This is a genomic window from Methylobacterium nonmethylotrophicum (genome assembly GCF_004745635.1).
GTDB classification, from domain to species: Bacteria; Pseudomonadota; Alphaproteobacteria; order Rhizobiales; family Beijerinckiaceae; genus Methylobacterium; species Methylobacterium nonmethylotrophicum.
The window spans coordinates 13,322-29,106 of sequence record NZ_SRLB01000002.1; the positions used below are offsets into that span (position 1 = coordinate 13,322).

Genomic DNA, 15,785 nt, shown 5'->3' on the forward strand with positions numbered 1-15,785 from the left:
CGGCACATGGCCCGGACCCTCCTCGACAAGCTCTGGGACGCGCACGTCGTCGCCGATCTGGGAGACGGTTGGTCGCTGCTCCACATCGACCGCCACCTGCTGCACGACCTCTCCGGCACGGCGGGGCTCGAGGCCCTGGCGGCGCGGGGCCTGAAGGTCCGCAACCCCGAACTCGCCTTCGCGACCGCCGACCACGCCGTGTCGAGCGCCCCCGGCCGGACCGGCGAGAGCTACGCCCCCGGAGCGCCGCTCTGGTCGGGCCTGAAGGCGCGCTCGGCGGAAGCCGGCCTGCACTATTTCGATCTGGGCCAGGTCGGCCAGGGCATCGTCCACGTCATGGGGCCGGAGCTCGGCATCACCCTGCCGGGCGTCAGCCTGATCTGCGGCGACAGCCACACCTGCACCCATGGCGGGCTGGGCGCGCTCGCCTTCGGGGTCGGTTCGTCGGAGCTGACCCACGCGCTCGCGACCCAGACCCTGCGCCAGCGGAAGCCGAAGCGCCTGCGGGTGCGGTTCGAGGGGGCCTTGGGCCAGGGCATCGCCCCGAAGGACCTGATCCTGCACCTGATCGGCCGGCTCGGCGCCGCCGCCGGCACCGGCTTCGCCGTCGAATATGCCGGCTCGGCGATCCGGGCCCTCGGCATCGAGGGGCGGATGACGATCTGCAACCTGTCGATCGAGCTCGGCGCCAAGATCGGCATGGTGGCGCCCGACGACACGACCTTCGCCTATGTCGAGGGCCGGCGCTTCGCCCCGAAAGGCGCCCTGTTCGACCGCGCGGTCGCCGCGTGGCGGGGCCTCGCGAGCGACCCCGACGCGGCGTTCGACCGCGAGGAGGTGATCGACGTCGCCGACGTGACGCCGACCGTCACCTGGGGCACCAGCCCCGAGCACGCGATGGCCATCGACGCCGCGATTCCCGATCCGGGCGCGGCGCCGGACCCGGAGCGGCGCGAGGCCTGGCGGGCGGCGCTCGCCTATATGGGCCTCGAGCCGGGCCGGCCGCTCGCCGGCACGCCGGTCGACTGGGTGTTCATCGGCTCCTGCACCAATTCCCGCCTCTCGGACCTGCGCGAGGCCGCCGCCCTCGCCCGCGGGCGGCGCGTCGCGCCGGGCGTCACCGCCTGGGTCGTGCCGGGCTCCGAGCAGGTCAAGCGCGATGCCGAGGCCGAGGGGCTCGACCGGGTGTTTCGCGAGGCCGGCTTCGCCTGGCGCGAGCCGGGCTGCAGCCTCTGCGTGGCGGCGAACGGCGAGCGGGTGCCGCCAGGCGCCCGGGCGGTCTCGACCTCGAACCGCAACTTCGTCGGGCGCCAGGGGCCGGGCGCGCGCACCCACCTCGCCAGCCCCGCCATGGCGGTCGCGGCGGCCGTCACCGGCGCCATCACCGACGTGAGGCGGATCTGATGCGGCCCTTCACGGAAGTCTCCGGCCCCGCCGCCCCGTTCCTCGCGGCCAACGTCGACACCGACGTCATCATCCGCATCGAGCGGCTGACTGGCGTGCCCCGCGGCGAACTCGGGGCTTACGCCTTCGAGGCCCTGCGCACCCGGCGCGAGGGCGGTCCCGATCCGGATTTCGTCCTCGACCGTCCGCTTTTTCGGGGCGCGCCGATCCTGATCGCCGGGCGCAACTTCGGCTGCGGCTCCTCCCGCGAGGGCGCGGTCTGGGCGCTCATGGGCCTCGGCCTGCGCGTCGTCATCGCCGAGAGCTTCGGCGACATCTTCTTCAGCAACTGCTTCCAGAACGGCCTGCTGCCGGTCGTGCTGCCGAAGGACGTGATCGACCGGCTCGCCGCCGAGGCGGCGACCGGCGCGCCGGTCGCGGTCGACCTCGTCGCCCGCGCGGTGCGAGCGCCGTCCGGCACGGTCATCGCCTTCACGGTCGACCCGCAGCGCCGCCAGGCCCTGCTGGAGGGCCTCGACGAGATCGGCGCCACGCTCCGGCGCGACGACGAGATCGCGGCCTGGCAGGCGCGCGACCGCGCGGCGCGGCCCTGGATCTGGGCCGCCGGGTAGGCGCCCCTTCGAACGAACGACGCCGGCCGGACAGGGAGAGAACCGATGATCGTGAGAACGTTGCGCGCCGCGACCCTGGGGCTGCTGCTTGCCGGCGCGGGCCTCGCCGCCTCGGGCGCCCGCGCCGAGACCATCACGGTCACCCACTGGGGGTCGGCCTTCTACGGCGCGCCCTACGCGGTTGCCCTCGAGAAGGGCTTCTTCAAGAAGCGCGGCCTCGACATCACCGGCTTCCTGACCTCGGCCGGCGGCGGCACCTCGGTGCGCAACACGCTGGCCGGCGAGGTGCCGTTCGGCGAGGTCGCGCTGCCGGCCGCCATCCTGGCGATCCAGTCCGGCCAGCCGATCAAGATCATCAGCGGCGGCGTCGAGAGCGTCGAGGACATCCTCTGGATCACCCAGCCGGACGGCAAGGTCGGATCCCTCGCCGACATGAAGGGCAAGAAGATCGCCTACACGGCGCCCGGCTCCGTCACCAACATGATCATCCTCAACTGCCTGCAGAAGGCGGGGCTGGAGCAGAAGGATCTGCAGCTCGTGGCCGCCGGCGACCTCGGCGCCAACCTGTCGGCGGTGCTCAACCGCGCGGTCGACGCGGCGATGTCGGGCGAGCCGCTGTGGTCGGGCAACCAGGGCAAGGTCAAGGCGGCGTTCTGGGCCAAGGACTGCATGAACCCGGCGCTGACCCAGACCGTCGGCATCACCACGACGGAGTTCGCCAGGACCGGCGGCGACAAGCTGCGCGCCCTGATCGAGGCGCGGCGCGAGGGCGTCGCCTACATCAAGGCGAACCCGGACGAGGCGGCCGACATCGTCGCCAAGGCCTATAGCGGCGATCCCAAGACCTATCGCGAGGTGTTTCGGCACTTCGTCGGCTTCGAGTATTTCGGCGACGGCCGCCTGCACTACGACAACATGAACCGCATGCTCGACGGCATGAAGCTCGTCGGCCGCCTCAAGGGACCGGTCGACTGGAAGCAGGTCGTCGACCCGTCCTTCCTGCCGAAAGACCTGCAGGCCACGCAGTAGGGAGCCGACATGGCCGTCGTTGCCTTCGCCGACCCGGGCGGCGGGATGCCCGCGACCGCGCGCGAGACCCACGCCGCCCTGCGGGGCGTCACCCGCGTCTACGGCCGGCTCGCCGCCCTCGGGCCCCTCGACCTCGACCTCGCCAAGGGCGAGTTCTTCTCGGTCGTCGGCCCGTCCGGCTGCGGCAAGTCCACCCTCCTCGACGTGCTGTCCGGCCTCGGGCGGCCGAATGCCGGCACCGTCACCTTCGAGGGGGCGCCGGTCGACGGCGTGCCCGACGGCGTCGGCATCGTCTTCCAGGAGGACGCCTCGTTCCCCTGGCTGTCTGTCCGCGACAACGTCGCCTTCGGGTTGCGCCGGGCCGGCATGGACGGGGCGGAGATCGCGCGCCGGGTCGATTACGCGCTCGGCTTCATGGGCCTCTCCGACTTCGCCGGGGCCTACCCGGCGCAGCTCTCCGGCGGCATGCGCCAGCGGGTCTGCATCGCCCGCACGCTGGTGACCCAGCCGCGCCTGATCCTGCTCGACGAGCCGTTCGGGGCGCTCGACCAGCAGACCCGCCTGCTGATGGGCGACGAGCTCTTGCGCCTGTGGCGCGAGACCGGCGCCACGGTGCTCCTCATCACCCACGCGCTGGACGAAGCCGCGATGCTGTCGGACCGCATCGGCGTAATGTCGTCGCGGCCCGGCCGCTTCATCGAGATCGTCGAGACCGGCTGGCCGCGCGAGCGCGACAGCCGCATCGTGGCGGACGAGCGCTTCGGCCAGATCACCGCCCGGCTGTGGTCGCACCTGCGCGAGGAATCGCTCAAGGCCATCGGCAAGTCGTCCAGCCGCAAGACGAGCGTGCCATGACGCGGGAGCGCGCGATCGCCCTGACCCGGATCGCCTGGCTCGCCGGCTTCGTGCTGCTGCTCGAGGCGGTCTGCCGGCTCCACCTCGTCAACCCGCTGACCCTGATCCCGCCGAGCGAGATGATCGCCACGCTCTGGTCCATGCTGGCCTCGGGCGAGTTCGCCGGCGACATCGCCCGGACCTTCTCGACGGTGGCGATCGCGCTCGTGCTGTCGATCGCGATCGGGTTCGCCCTCGGCGTCGCGGTCCACGCCCTGCCCCGCCTGCGGCGCGGCCTCGACCCGCTGCTGGCGTCCTACTACTCGATCCCGACCTTCGTCTTCTACCCGCTCTTCGTCGCCATCTTCGGCCTCAACAGCGTGCCGCTGATCGTGCTCGGCATGGCGTTCGGGGTGCCGGCGATGATCCTCTCGACCCTCAACGGGCTCGACCGGGTGCCGCGCGTCCTGATGCGCACCGCCCAGGTCCACCGGCTCGGGCGGCTCGCCACCCTCGCCCACGTGGTGATGCCGAGCGCCCTGCCCTACCTGCTCACCGGCGTGAAGCTCGCGCTCGCCTACGCCTTCATCGGCATCATCGCGGGCGAGTTCATCCTGGCCGATGCCGGCCTCGGCCACGCCATCGCGTACGCCTATGACGGCTTCGAGAACCGCACGATGTACGCGCTGATGCTGTTCGTGCTCGTGGTGGTCACCGGCCTCAACATGACCCTGCATGCCTGGGAGGGCCGCCTGATGCGCCGGCGCGCACGCGCGTGAGCGGTCCCGCCACGCTCCCCGCCCCCGAGGCGCGCCAGTCCTGGCTGATCGACGGCGTCGTCACCGCCGTGATCGCGATCGGCGCCTGGCAGGCACTGCATGCCTACGCCGGCGAGGCGGCGATCGCCTCGCCGCTCAAGGCCCTGCGGCACCTGTCGGGCCTCGTCGCGACGGCGGGATTCTGGTCGCACGCGACCGCCACGCTCACCGCCTTCGCGGGGGCGCTGGCGATCTCGGCCGCCCTCGGCATCGGGCTCGGGCTGGTGCTCGGCCTGCGCCGCTTCGCCGGCGAGGTGGCCGAGCCGATCCTGTCCGGCCTCTACGCGATCCCGAAGGTCACGCTCTATCCCGTCATCCTGCTGATCTTCGGCCTCGGCCTCGGCGCCAAGGTGGCGTTCGGGGTGATCCACGGGGTGATCCCGATCACGCTGTTCACCCTGACGGCGGTCAAGGGCATCAACCCGGTGCTTATCCGCACCGCCCGGGCGATGCGGCTGAGCCAGGCCGACACGATCCGCACGGTGCTGGCCCCCGCGGTGCTGCCGGAGATCGTCACGGGCCTCAGGGTCGGGTTCTCGCTCACGCTGCTCGGCGTCCTCGTCGGCGAGATGTTCGCCTCGCAGCGGGGCCTCGGCTTCCTGATCGTCAACGGGATCAGCCTGCACAACGTGAAGCAGACGACGGCCGTGATCCTGATGCTGGTGGTCGTGGCGGTGGCGGCGAACGGCGTGCTGCTGTGGCTCGACAGGCGGTTCATCCACCGGCCGTGAGGTGCCCGGCGCGACGTCCGCCCGGGGACTGCGCCCGATCGTCGGCCTCGCGCCGGCGGGGCGCGATCCCCTCGATGGTGATGGCGTGACCCGGCCCGGTCCGCGGCGCGCCGTCCTGTCGCCCGGCCGCCCCCTCCCGCGACCAGGCTCCGCACCGTGCCGGCCCCGCTTCGATCCACCAACCGCGAAAACTTTGGAAGTTGTTTTCTTTCGCAGCGCAAAATAAGGAAAATCCTGTCTTACGCTGCCGCTTCGGCCCCCGTATCATTGCGAATACAGCAAGATTGGAAGCGGGGCGGCCGTGCCAGCCGAATTCATCAGCGTGACGTTCGCGAATCCGTCGAACGAGATCCATCCGGTGCGCGACCCGACGATCGATCCGGCGTTCCTCGTGCGCTACGCCCGGGCCCTCGACGATTACGGCTTCGACTACACGCTCGTTCCCTACGCCTCCTCGTCGTTCGATCCGTTCACGATCGGCGCAACGATCGCGGCGCACACGAAGACCATCAAGATCATCATCGCGCTGCGGCCGAACACGCTCTACCCGACGGTGGCCGCCAAGGCGCTCGCCACCCTCGACCAGCTGAGCGGCGGGCGGGTCGTCGTCCACTTCATCGCCGGCGGCAGCGACGCCGAGCAGGCGAGCGAGGGCGATTTCCTCGGCAAGGAGGAGCGCTACGCGCGGCTCGAGGAATACATCCGCATCCTGCGCCGCGCCTGGCATTCGGCCGAGCCGTTCGACTTCGACGGCACGTATTACCAGTTCCGGCAGTTCCGGAACGCCGTCCGGCCGGTCGCCGGCACGATCCCGGTCTCGGTCGGCGGCTCGTCCGACGCGGCCTACCGGGTCGGCGGCGCCCATGCCGACATCTTCGGGCTCTGGGGCGAGCCGCTCGCCGAGACCCGCGAGCAGATCGCCCGCATCCACGCCGAGGCGGCCCGCGCCGGCCGCACCGACCGGCCGCGCATCTGGGTCACCTTCCGGCCGATCGTCGCCGAGACCGACGAGCTCGCCTGGGCGAAGGCCCACCGCACCCTCGACGCGCTCAACGCCAACCGCGCGAAGGGCCTCGGCAGGGCGCCGGCGGCGGCCCCCCGCCCGGCCAATGTCGGCTCGCAGCGCCTGCTCGCCATCGCGGCGCGGGGCGACGTCCACGACCGCGCCCTGTGGTACCCGACCGTGACGGCGACGAATGCCAGCGGCGCCTCGACCGCCCTCGTCGGCTCGCCCCAGACCGTCGCCGACGCGATCCTCGACTACGTCGATCTCGGCGCCGAGCTGATCTCGATCCGCGGCTACGACAACCTCAACGACGCGATCGATTACGGCCGCTACGTGCTGCCCCTGGTCCGCGACGGGCTCGGCGCCCGCAATCCCGAGACCCGCGCCGGGACCCGCGCCTATGCGTGAGCCTTCGGACGAGCTTGTCGTCGCCGGGATCGACCTGTCCGGCACCGTCGCACGGCTCGCGGCCGCCGCGCCCGCGGCCGACGCCGCGGCGTCCTTCCCGCACGACGGCATCCGGGCGGTCCACGAGGCCGGCCTGCTCGGGCTGAGCGTGGCGGCGCGCTATGGCGGGCGCGACCTCTCCCTCGGCGACCTCGCCCGGCTCGCCGCGGCTCTGGGGCGCGGCGACCCCTCCGTCGCGCTCATCAGCCTGATGACGCTCTTCGCCCACCGCCAGCAGGCGCTCGCGGGCCTGTGGCCGGACCCGCTCTACCGGCGCGTCCTGGCGGAGGGCGAGCGCGGCCCGGTGCTCCTCAACGCCGCGCGGGGCGAGCCCGAGCTCGGCTCTCCGGCGCGCGGCGGCCTGCCGCGGACCCGCGCCCGCCGGACCGCGCGCGGCTGGTCGATCAGCGGGACCAAGCGCTTCGTCACCGGCTGCGAGGGCCTGTCCTACCTCCTCGTCTGGGCGAGCACCGACGAGCCCCCGCAGCGGGTCGGCACCTTCGTGGTGCCGGGCAGCGCGCCGGGCATCCGCATCGTCGAGAGCTGGAGCAGCCTCGGCCTGCGGGCGAGCGGCTCGCACGACGTCGTCTTCGACGAGGTCGAGATCCCGCACGACGACGTGATCGGGCTCGTCCCCGCCGACATCGCCGGCCAGGACAACCGCGCCCAGGCGGCCCTGACCCTCGTGGTCACCGCCCTCTATCTCGGCGTCGCCGAGGCGGCGCGGGACGCGTTCCTGGCCTTCGCGGAAGACCGCGTCCCGGCCAATCTCGGCTACCCGATCGCCCGCACCGAGCGGTTCACGGCGCTCGCCGGCGAGATCGACCTCCTGGTCGGTGGCGCGCGCCAGATCATCGTGGGCGCCCTCGACCAGGCCAAACCTGAGCCCGACACGCTCCTGCGGGCCCGGCTCCTCGCCGGCCGGCAGGTGAAGCAGGCGGTGCAGCTCGCCGTCGGGGCACTCGGCAATCCGGGCCTGAGCCGCGACACCGGGCTGGAGCGGCATTTTCGCGATGTCCAGTCGGTGCTGGTGCATGCCCCCCAGGAGGACACGGTGGTCGCGCTCCTCGGGCGGACCGCCTTCGCCCGGGCCGCCGCCGATCAAGCCCCGCCCGTGGACCGGCTGCCGGCGGCGTGACTCCCGCGACGGGGCCGCCAGGGCTTTCACAGTAAGATCGGCTGGTAGGGCGCGGCATCGGGCGGCTCTTCTTATCCCACCCGCGACCTCATCCTGAGGCGCGAGTGAAACGAGCCTCGAACGGGGGCTTCAGGGATCACAAAGACTTCTGGAGTCCTCCTTCGACGCCGCTATGGCGGCACCTCAGGATGAGGTCGCGGGTGGGATGAAACCTATCGATCGATCCAATCAGACTTTCAGGAACCCGCGATGATCGAACCCCTTGTCCCGTCACGCCGCCGGCTGCTGGCGGCCGCCACCGCGCTGGCGCTCGCGGGCGCCGCCCCCGCCCTCGCGGCCGGCGAGCCGCGCCCGGGCGGCGACGTGGTCTTCCTGATCGACTCGCTCGGGCCGACCTGGATCCCGAACAACAGCGCGATCTCGAGCTTCCAGGGCCACATCTGGGGCCACGTCACCGACAAGCTCGTCTACGTCGATGCCGACGGCAAGGTCAGCCCGTGGCTCGCCAAGGGCTGGGAGCAGAATGCCGACGCCACCGAGTTCACCCTTCACCTGCGTGACGGCGTGACCTTCTCGGACGGCACGCCGCTCGACGCGAGCGCCGTCGTCGCCAACCTCGACATCTGGCATGCCGGCCGGATCAAGGAGGGCATCAACCCGATCGGCCTGTTCCCGAAGACCTACGAGCGCGCCGAGGCGATCGACGCGCGCACCGTGAAGGTCGTGTTCAGGGCGCCGACCCTCGGCTTCATCCCGACGCTCGGCTATCACGGCTCGATCCTGATCTCGCCAAAGACCCTGGCGCGGCCCGCTTCCGAGCAGGCGGATCTCGCCCGGACCGCCGGCAGCGGTCCGTTCCTGGTCGCGGCCTGGAAAGAGGGCGACTTCGTCAGGCTGGTTCGGCGAAAGGATTACGCGTGGGGCCCGCAGGCGGTCGGCCGGACCGGGCCGGCCGCGATCGAGTCGATCACCTACAAGGTGGTGGGGGAGCCCTCGCTGCGGGTCGCCGCCGTCCAGTCCGGCCAGGCCGACGTCGCCTACAACGCCTCGCCGCAGGAGCTGAAATCCCTGAAGGAGGCCGGGTTCACGGTCGCGACGCCGCGCTATCTCGGCTTCGTCAACGGCTGGGCGATCAACACGAAGCTTGCGCCCTACGATGACGTGCGGGTGCGCCGGGCGCTCCAGGCGGCGATCGACCGCCAGGAGATCCTCGACACGGTCTACACGCCGGACTGGAAGGCCGCGACCTCGTTCATCCAGAGCAACGTGCCGGGCGCGACCGACCAGAGCGCGCGCCTCGCCTACGATCCCGGCAAGGCCGAGCGGCTCCTCGACGAGGCGGGCTGGGTCAAGGGCCGCGGCGGGATCCGCGCCAAGGGCGGCAAGCCGCTGGTGCTGACCCTCTACGCCAACCCCTATCTCGCGACGGCGAAGGCGGTCGACGAGCTGATCGCCCAGCAGCTCGGCCGGCTCGGCTGGAAGGTCGAGATCCGCGCCTACGACGTCGTGACCTTCGGCCAGAAGGTGCAGTTCGGCGGCCCGGCGGTGCCGGCCTACGAGGTGACGCGCAGCTTCATCGACGCCGGCACGGTGGCGAGCATCCTCACCAGCGCCAACAACGGCGAGAACTGGTTCGCGCTGGGCGAGGGCGACCCGACGATCAACGACCTGCGCGACAGGATCGCCGGCGCCAAGACCATCGCGGCGCGCGACCCGCTCCTCGACGAATTGCAGCGATACGTCCTCGACCAGGGCTACTTCATCCCGCGCACACAGATCGTCCAGCGCATCTACGTCCAGTCGCCGAAGCTCAAGGGCGAGACCTATAACGGCATCGCCTATGCCAGCTACTACACCGCGACGAAAGGTGAATGACCGGTGACCGGCCGGCTTGAGGCGCGAGACATGAGACACCCCTACCTGGTCTACGCCGGCAGGCGCCTCGCGCAGGCCGTCGTGGTCATCCTGCTCACCTACGTCTTCACCTTCGTGGTCGTCAGCATCCTGCCGGGCGATCCCGTCACCAACGTCCTGCGCGATCCCCAGAACGGGTTCAGCGAGGAGCAGATCCAGGCGATCGTCGCCGCCCAGGGGCTGGACCAGCCGCTCCTCGTCCAGCTCTGGACCGCGCTGACGCATTTCCTGTCGGGCGATTTCGGGTTGTCGATGCGCTCGAGCCGGCCGGTGGCGACCCTGATCGCCGAGGTGCTGCCCTCGACACTGGCGCTCGCCTCCGCGGGCCTCGCGGTGGCGCTCGGGCTCGCCTTCGCGATCGCCTACGGCACGCAGTTCCTCCCGGGGCGGCTCGGGAGCGGCCTGCGGGCCTTGCCCTCGCTGTTCCTGTCGGTGCCGAACTTCGTGATCGGCCTCGTGCTGATCCACGCCTTCGGCTTCCAACTCGGCCTCTTCCGGGTGATCGAGCCCGAGAGCGCCTGGGCGACGGCCTTTGCCGCGATCGCCCTCGGCATCCCGATCTCGGCCCAGATCGCCGAGGTGCTGATCGCCAACCTCGACCACGAGGCGCGCCAGGACTACGCCGCCGTCGCGCGCAGCCGCGGCCTCTCGCCGGCGCGGCTGTTCGCCAGGCACCTGCTCAAGCCATCCTCGCTGCCCGTCGTCACCGTGATCGCGCTCACGGTCGGCGAACTGCTCGGCGGATCCCTCGTCACCGAGGCGGTGTTCGGGCGCAACGGCGTCGGCAGCCTGGTGCAGCGCTCCGCGGCGGCGCAGGACCTGCCGGTGCTGCAGGCGGTGGTGGCCCTGGCCGCCCTGATCTTCGTCCTCGTCAACCTCGCGGCCGACCTCGTCTACCCGCTGCTCGATCCACGGATCACGCTGGCCGGGCCTGCGGCGCGCCGGCCCGGGAAGGCCGACGAGGCCCCCCATGACGCTCCCCTGCGCACGGTGACCGGATGAGCACCGCCTCGCTCCCCGCAGCAGCCCGGCACCCCGCCGCCGGCCGGCTCTCGGCCCTGCGCGTGCCGCCGAGCGTCGCCCTGTCGCTCGCCATCCTGGCGCTCGTGCTCGCCTGGTCGCTGGCGCCGGGCCTGTTCACGGCCTACGACCCCACCCGCGGCATCCCGGCCCACAAGCTCATGGGCCCGAGCGCCGCGCACTGGTTCGGCACCGACCATCTCGGCCGCGATCTCTACGCCCGGATCGTCCACGGTACCGCCTCCTCGGTGACGAGCGCGCTGCTGGCGGTCGGCATCGGGGTCCTGGCCGGCGGGCTGATCGGCCTCGTCGCCGGCTTCCTCGGCGGCCTCGTCGACACGCTGCTCGCGCGCCTCGTCGACGTCCTCCTGGCGATCCCGCGCTTCCTGCTCGCCATCATCATCGTCACGGCGCTCGGCTTCGACACCGTCAACACCGCCATCGCGACCGGCATCTCGGCGGTCGCGGTCTTCGCCCGGGTGATGCGGGCGGAGGTGACCAAGACCCGGCAGGCGACCTTCGTCGAGGCGGCGTTCCTGCAGGGCGGCTCGCGCTGGCACGTCCTGTGGCGCCACGTGCTGCCGAACGCCTCGCGCTCGGTGCTGGCGCTCGCGGTGCTGCAGGTCGGCCTGTCGATCCTGGTGATCGCCGGCCTCGCCTTCCTGGGCTACGGCGACCCGCCGCCGGCCTCGGACTGGGGCCTCTTGATCGCCACCGGCAAGGACTACCTCAAATGGCCGTGGCTGGTTTACGCCCCCGCCCTCGTCACGGTCGCCTCCGTCCTCTCGCTCAACAGGATCAGCCGATGGCTCCGCCGGACGGATTGACCGTGGTCGCCCCCAGCCCGCAACCCCTGCTCCGGGTCGAGGACCTGTCGGTCGCCTATGGCCGCCAGACGGTCGTGGCGGGCGTCGGGTTCGCGCTCCCCCGGGCCGGGAGCCTCGCGCTCATCGGCGAATCCGGCTCGGGCAAGTCGACCATCGCCCGCGCGGTGCTGCGGCTTCTCCCCCGCACGGGGCGGGCCACCGGCCGGGTCGCCATCGACGGCCGGGAGGTGCTGGGGCTGCCCGAGCGCCGCTTCCGGCCGCTGCGGGGCCGGGCGATCGGCTTCGTGCCGCAGGATCCCGGCAACGCGCTCAATCCCGTCCGCAGCATCGGGGTGCAGGCCGAGGAGGCCGCCGCACTCCTGGACGAGCCCGACCGGGTGCGCCGGACCGCGCTGATCCTCGAGACCTTCGCGGCGGTCGGGCTCGACGATCCGCGGCGGGTCTACGACGCCTATCCGCATCAGCTCTCCGGCGGCATGCTCCAGCGGGTGCTGATCGGCCTCGCGATCCTGCCCCGCCCCGCTTTGCTCGTGGCCGACGAGCCGACCTCGGCGCTCGACGTCACGGTGCAGAAGCGGATCCTCGACCTCCTGTCGCGGCTGCGGGAGGAGCGCGGCATCGGTCTCCTCCTCATCACCCACGACCTCGCCATCGCGGCCGAGCGGGCCGACACCCTGGTGGTGCTCAAGGACGGCACCGTGCAGGAGGCCGGCCGCACCGGGACGGTGTTCGCCTCCCCCGCCTCGGCCTATGCGAGGAAGCTCCACGCCGACGTGCCGAGCCTCAACCCCGACCGCTACGCGACTTTGCGCGAGGCCGGCTTCCGGCGGCGCGCGGCCGGCGCCGGCCCGAAGATCGCCGTCAGCGCCGTCACCAAGACTTATCGGGCCGACGGCCGGGTCGCCACGCAGGTCACCAAGGCGGTCGACGGCGTCTCGTTCTCGGTGCCGGCCGGGACCACGCACGCCCTCGTCGGCGAATCGGGCTCGGGCAAGACGACGACGATCCGGCTGCTGCTCGGCCTCGAGACGCCGGATGCCGGCTCGATCCGGGTCGCCGGGCAGGAGGTGACCGGGCGCTCGCACGAGGCCCTGCGGTCGGTGCGCCGCCAGCTCCAGCTCGTGTACCAGAACCCGTTCACCTCCCTCGACCCGACCTGGAGCGTGGAGGCGCTGGTGCGCGAGCCCCTCGACCGCTTCGCAGTCGGCACTCGCCTGGAGCGGGCCGAGCGGGTCCGCGCGGTGCTGGCCGATGTCGGGCTCGGGCCCCACCTCCTCGCGCGCCGGCCCGACGCCCTGTCGGGCGGCCAGCGCCAGCGGGTGGCGATCGCGCGGGCGCTGGCGCTCAAGCCCGACGTGATCGTGCTCGACGAGCCGACCTCGGCCCTCGACGTCAGCGTCCAGGCCGACATCGTCGAGGTGCTGCTGTCGCTCCAGGCCGAGCTCGGCCTGACCTACGTCTTCGTGTCCCACGACCTCGCGCTGGTGCGCCAGCTCGCCCACACCGTCTCGGTGATGCATCGCGGGTGCGTCGTCGAGGAGGGCGCGGTCGCCGACGTCTTCGACCACCCGCGACATGCCTATACGGCGGCTTTGCTGGACGCGGTCCCGCGTGGCATCGCGGGCCGGGCCCGCGGCCCGGACCGGCGGTTGCGGACGGAGGCGGCCTGAGCGGGCCTTACGCCGCCGGCGGGTAGTCGACGTAGCCGTTGGCCCCGCCGGTGTACCAGGTCTCGGTGTCGTCGGCCGAGAGCGGGATGTTGTGCGCGATCCGCCGCGGCAGGTCGGGATTGGCGATGAAGGGGCGGCCGAAGGAGATCGCGTCCGCCTGGCCGGCATCGAGGGCGGCCTGCCCCGTCTCGCCGCCATAGTCGGAGTTGAGCACGAAGGCGCCCCGGAAGGCGGCGCGCATCCGCGGCGCGACCGGCGGGCGCTCGGCCTTGCCGTTGGTGCCCTCGTAGCCGGGCTCGCGCACCTCCAGGAAGGCGACGCCGATCTCCGAGAGGGCGGCGGAGGCTGCCTCGAACAGCGGCTCGGGATCGCTGTCGTTCACGCCCTGGCGCTCCTCGTTCGGCGACAGGCGCACGCCGGTGCGGTCCGGCCCGACGATCTCGGCCACCGCCGCGGCGACCTCGCGCAGGAACCGGATCCGGTTCTCGATCGAGCCGCCGTAGCGGTCGGTGCGGAAATTGGCGTTGTCGCGCAGGAACTGGTCGATGAGGTAGCCGTTCGCGGCGTGGATCTGGACGCCGTCGAAGCCGGCCTCGAGGGCGTTGCGGGCGGCCTGGCGGTAATCGTCCAGCACGGCGCGGATATCGTCCTCGGTCATCGCCCGCGCCTCGACATGGGGTTCCTTGCCCTCGTAGGTCCGCGCCAGGCCCGGCATGGTGGTGGCCGAGGACGAGACCGGCTGGCCGCGCCCGGGCAGGCTCGGATGGACCACCCGCCCCATGTGCCAGAGCTGCGACACGATCAGCCCGCCGCGCTCGTGCACCGCCGCCGTGACCGGCCGCCATGCCGCGACCTGCTCCGCGGTCCAGATTCCGGGCGCGTAGGGCCAGCCCAGCCCCTGCGGGCTGATTCCCGTCGCCTCCGAGATGATGAGGCCGGCCGAGGCGCGCTGGGCGTAGTACTCGACCATCATGGCGGTCGGCACGTGGTCGCGCGTGGCGCGGGCGCGGGTGAGCGGCGCCATCAGCACCCGGTTGCGCGCCGGCAGCGCGCCGAGCCGGATCGGGTCGAGGAGGCTGGGCATGGCGAACTCCGCTGGTGGGGCATCGGCCCGCGGGCTCGCGGCAACGATGCCGGTGCCGTCGGGCCTGGTCCGTGCGAGCTTAGCCGACCGGTCCGGGTCCGATCCAGACCGGCCGCCGCTCTGCCGCTCGGTCTCAGCCGAGCTTGCCGGCCGCCGCCTCGAGCAGGCCCATTGCCTCGTCGCCGAACTTCTTGCGCCATTCCGCGTAGAAGCCGCTCCTGCGCAGCTCCTCCTTGAACGGGCCGGTATCGACGTCGTTGAAGACGAGCCCCTTGGCGACCAGCTCCTCGCGCAAGGAGGCGTTGAGCCGCGCCACGTCCTTGCGCTCCTCCAGGCAGGCGGCGTTGACGGCGCGGGCGAAGGTGTCCTTCAGGTCGGCCGGCAGCTGGTTCCAGGCCCGGCGGTTGATCAGGAACCACCAGCCGTCCCACATGTGGTTCGTCACCGAGCAGTATTTCTGCACCTCGTAGATCTTGGCGGTGTTGATGATCACCGGCGGGTTCTCCTGCCCGTCGACGACCTTCGTCTGCAGCGAGGAATAGACCTCGGCGAAGTTGAGGCTGGTGGGCGCCGCGCCGAGCGAGCGGAACAGCGAGGTCCACAGCGCGCTCACCGGCACCCGGATCTTGAGGCCCTGGAGGTCCTTCGGCTCGCGGATCGGCCGCACGCTGTTGGTGATCTGCCGGAAGCCGTTGTCCCAGATCTTTTCCATGACGACGAGGCCGGCCTTGTCGATCTGCTCGCGCAGGTGCCGGCCGAGCGCCCCGTCCATGGCGCGCCAGACCGCGTCGTAATCCGGGAAGGCGAAGCCGAGGCCGTAGATCGACGAGGTCGGGATGATCGTCGAGAGCACGTTGACGCCCGACAAGGCGAAGCATTCGAGCGCGCCGGAGCGCAGCTGCGAGAGCATGTCACTCTGGCCGCCGAGCACGTTGTTGGCGAAGATCTGGAGGTCGACCCGCCCGTTCGTCTGCTCGCGGATGGCGTCCGCGGCCTTGCGGGCGTGGATGTTGATCGGGTGGGTGTCGGGCACGTCGGTGCCGAGCTTGAGCACGAACTCCGCCGCGTGGGCGTAGCGCAGCGGATAGGCCGACCCGACCAGGCCGGCGCTGAGCGTGCCGGCGACCACGGCGCGGCGCGAGAGGGGGGCGCTCGACATCGTTCCTCCTGAGGGTGTTTCGTCGTTGGCGGCGCAGGCCGCGGGGGTTGTTTTCTTGGTCTGCTACAGATTCCAGAGCACAGAGATGATTTG

General features: G+C 71.9%; 14 protein-coding genes. 12 read left to right on the forward strand and 2 right to left on the reverse strand.

Annotated features, from left to right (window positions below; all coding sequences use genetic code 11):
• Positions 1-6: 6 nt before the first annotated feature.
• From leuC to EU555_RS02885, 12 genes are all read left to right on the forward strand, one after another.
• On the forward strand, positions 7-1,404 hold the full coding sequence (leuC, locus tag EU555_RS02830; RefSeq protein WP_135412947.1) for a 3-isopropylmalate dehydratase large subunit: 1,398 nt from the start codon (positions 7-9) through the stop codon (positions 1,402-1,404).
• Positions 1,404-2,015, forward strand: a complete 612-nt coding sequence (gene leuD / locus EU555_RS02835; protein WP_135412948.1) for a 3-isopropylmalate dehydratase small subunit — start codon at positions 1,404-1,406, stop codon at positions 2,013-2,015. The genes leuC and leuD overlap by 1 nt, the downstream gene beginning before the upstream one ends.
• A gap of 45 nt (positions 2,016-2,060) precedes the next feature.
• Positions 2,061-3,044 carry an ABC transporter substrate-binding protein gene (locus tag EU555_RS02840; RefSeq protein WP_135412949.1) on the forward strand — a complete coding sequence of 328 codons (984 nt, stop codon included), beginning with the start codon at positions 2,061-2,063 and terminating at the stop codon, positions 3,042-3,044.
• A 9-nt stretch (positions 3,045-3,053) separates the two neighbouring features.
• Entirely contained in the window at positions 3,054-3,899 is an 846-nt protein-coding gene (locus EU555_RS02845; protein WP_135412950.1) for an ABC transporter ATP-binding protein, read from the forward strand.
• On the forward strand, positions 3,896-4,657 hold the full coding sequence (locus EU555_RS02850) for an ABC transporter permease (RefSeq protein WP_135412951.1): 762 nt from the start codon (positions 3,896-3,898) through the stop codon (positions 4,655-4,657). Before EU555_RS02845 ends, EU555_RS02850 begins: the two co-directional genes overlap by 4 nt.
• On the forward strand, positions 4,654-5,427 hold the full coding sequence (locus EU555_RS02855) for an ABC transporter permease (RefSeq protein ID WP_205820745.1): 774 nt from the start codon (positions 4,654-4,656) through the stop codon (positions 5,425-5,427). Before EU555_RS02850 ends, EU555_RS02855 begins: the two co-directional genes overlap by 4 nt.
• Positions 5,428-5,728: 301 nt before the next feature.
• Positions 5,729-6,841, forward strand: coding sequence for an LLM class flavin-dependent oxidoreductase (locus EU555_RS02860; RefSeq protein WP_135412952.1), 1,113 nt, complete (start codon positions 5,729-5,731; stop codon positions 6,839-6,841).
• On the forward strand, positions 6,834-8,018 hold the full coding sequence (locus EU555_RS02865) for an acyl-CoA dehydrogenase family protein (RefSeq protein WP_135412953.1): 1,185 nt from the start codon (positions 6,834-6,836) through the stop codon (positions 8,016-8,018). The genes EU555_RS02860 and EU555_RS02865 overlap by 8 nt, the downstream gene beginning before the upstream one ends.
• A gap of 249 nt (positions 8,019-8,267) precedes the next feature.
• Positions 8,268-9,893: an ABC transporter substrate-binding protein gene (locus EU555_RS02870; RefSeq protein WP_135412954.1), complete on the forward strand. Its 1,626-nt coding sequence runs from the start codon at positions 8,268-8,270 to the stop codon at positions 9,891-9,893.
• 30 nt (positions 9,894-9,923) lie between these two features.
• Positions 9,924-10,934 carry an ABC transporter permease gene (locus EU555_RS02875; protein ID WP_135412955.1) on the forward strand — a complete coding sequence of 337 codons (1,011 nt, stop codon included), beginning with the start codon at positions 9,924-9,926 and terminating at the stop codon, positions 10,932-10,934.
• Entirely contained in the window at positions 10,931-11,779 is an 849-nt protein-coding gene (locus EU555_RS02880) for an ABC transporter permease (RefSeq protein ID WP_135412956.1), read from the forward strand. Before EU555_RS02875 ends, EU555_RS02880 begins: the two co-directional genes overlap by 4 nt.
• Positions 11,758-13,449: a dipeptide ABC transporter ATP-binding protein gene (locus tag EU555_RS02885; RefSeq protein ID WP_167858422.1), complete on the forward strand. Its 1,692-nt coding sequence runs from the start codon at positions 11,758-11,760 to the stop codon at positions 13,447-13,449. Before EU555_RS02880 ends, EU555_RS02885 begins: the two co-directional genes overlap by 22 nt.
• 7 nt (positions 13,450-13,456) lie before the next feature.
• Here EU555_RS02885 and EU555_RS02890 read toward each other — a convergent pair whose 3' ends face one another.
• Together EU555_RS02890 and EU555_RS02895 are read right to left on the reverse strand one after the other, a co-directional pair.
• Positions 13,457-14,533 carry an alkene reductase gene (locus EU555_RS02890; RefSeq protein ID WP_135412958.1) on the reverse strand — a complete coding sequence of 359 codons (1,077 nt, stop codon included), beginning with the start codon at positions 14,531-14,533 and terminating at the stop codon, positions 13,457-13,459.
• 133 nt (positions 14,534-14,666) lie between these two features.
• Complete coding sequence (locus tag EU555_RS02895) at positions 14,667-15,692, reverse strand: TRAP transporter substrate-binding protein (RefSeq protein WP_135412959.1); 1,026 nt, start codon at positions 15,690-15,692, stop codon at positions 14,667-14,669.
• Positions 15,693-15,785 lie beyond the last annotated feature (93 nt).

Excerpts from the sequence above, each read along its gene's own strand:
- leuC (WP_135412947.1), top strand. The coding sequence starts at position 7 with ATGGCCCGGACCCTCCTCGACAAGCTCTGGGACGCGCACGTCGTCGCC.
- leuD (WP_135412948.1), top strand. The coding sequence starts at position 1,404 with ATGCGGCCCTTCACGGAAGTCTCCGGCCCCGCCGCCCCGTTCCTCGCG.
- EU555_RS02840 (WP_135412949.1), top strand. The coding sequence starts at position 2,061 with ATGATCGTGAGAACGTTGCGCGCCGCGACCCTGGGGCTGCTGCTTGCC.
- EU555_RS02845 (WP_135412950.1), top strand. The coding sequence starts at position 3,054 with ATGGCCGTCGTTGCCTTCGCCGACCCGGGCGGCGGGATGCCCGCGACC.
- EU555_RS02850 (WP_135412951.1), top strand. The coding sequence starts at position 3,896 with ATGACGCGGGAGCGCGCGATCGCCCTGACCCGGATCGCCTGGCTCGCC.
- EU555_RS02865 (WP_135412953.1), top strand. The coding sequence starts at position 6,834 with ATGCGTGAGCCTTCGGACGAGCTTGTCGTCGCCGGGATCGACCTGTCC.
- EU555_RS02870 (WP_135412954.1), top strand. The coding sequence starts at position 8,268 with ATGATCGAACCCCTTGTCCCGTCACGCCGCCGGCTGCTGGCGGCCGCC.
- EU555_RS02875 (WP_135412955.1), top strand. The coding sequence starts at position 9,924 with ATGAGACACCCCTACCTGGTCTACGCCGGCAGGCGCCTCGCGCAGGCC.
- EU555_RS02880 (WP_135412956.1), top strand. The coding sequence starts at position 10,931 with ATGAGCACCGCCTCGCTCCCCGCAGCAGCCCGGCACCCCGCCGCCGGC.
- EU555_RS02885 (WP_167858422.1), top strand. The coding sequence starts at position 11,758 with ATGGCTCCGCCGGACGGATTGACCGTGGTCGCCCCCAGCCCGCAACCC.
- EU555_RS02890 (WP_135412958.1), bottom strand. The coding sequence starts at position 14,533 with ATGCCCAGCCTCCTCGACCCGATCCGGCTCGGCGCGCTGCCGGCGCGC.
- EU555_RS02895 (WP_135412959.1), bottom strand. The coding sequence starts at position 15,692 with ATGTCGAGCGCCCCCCTCTCGCGCCGCGCCGTGGTCGCCGGCACGCTC.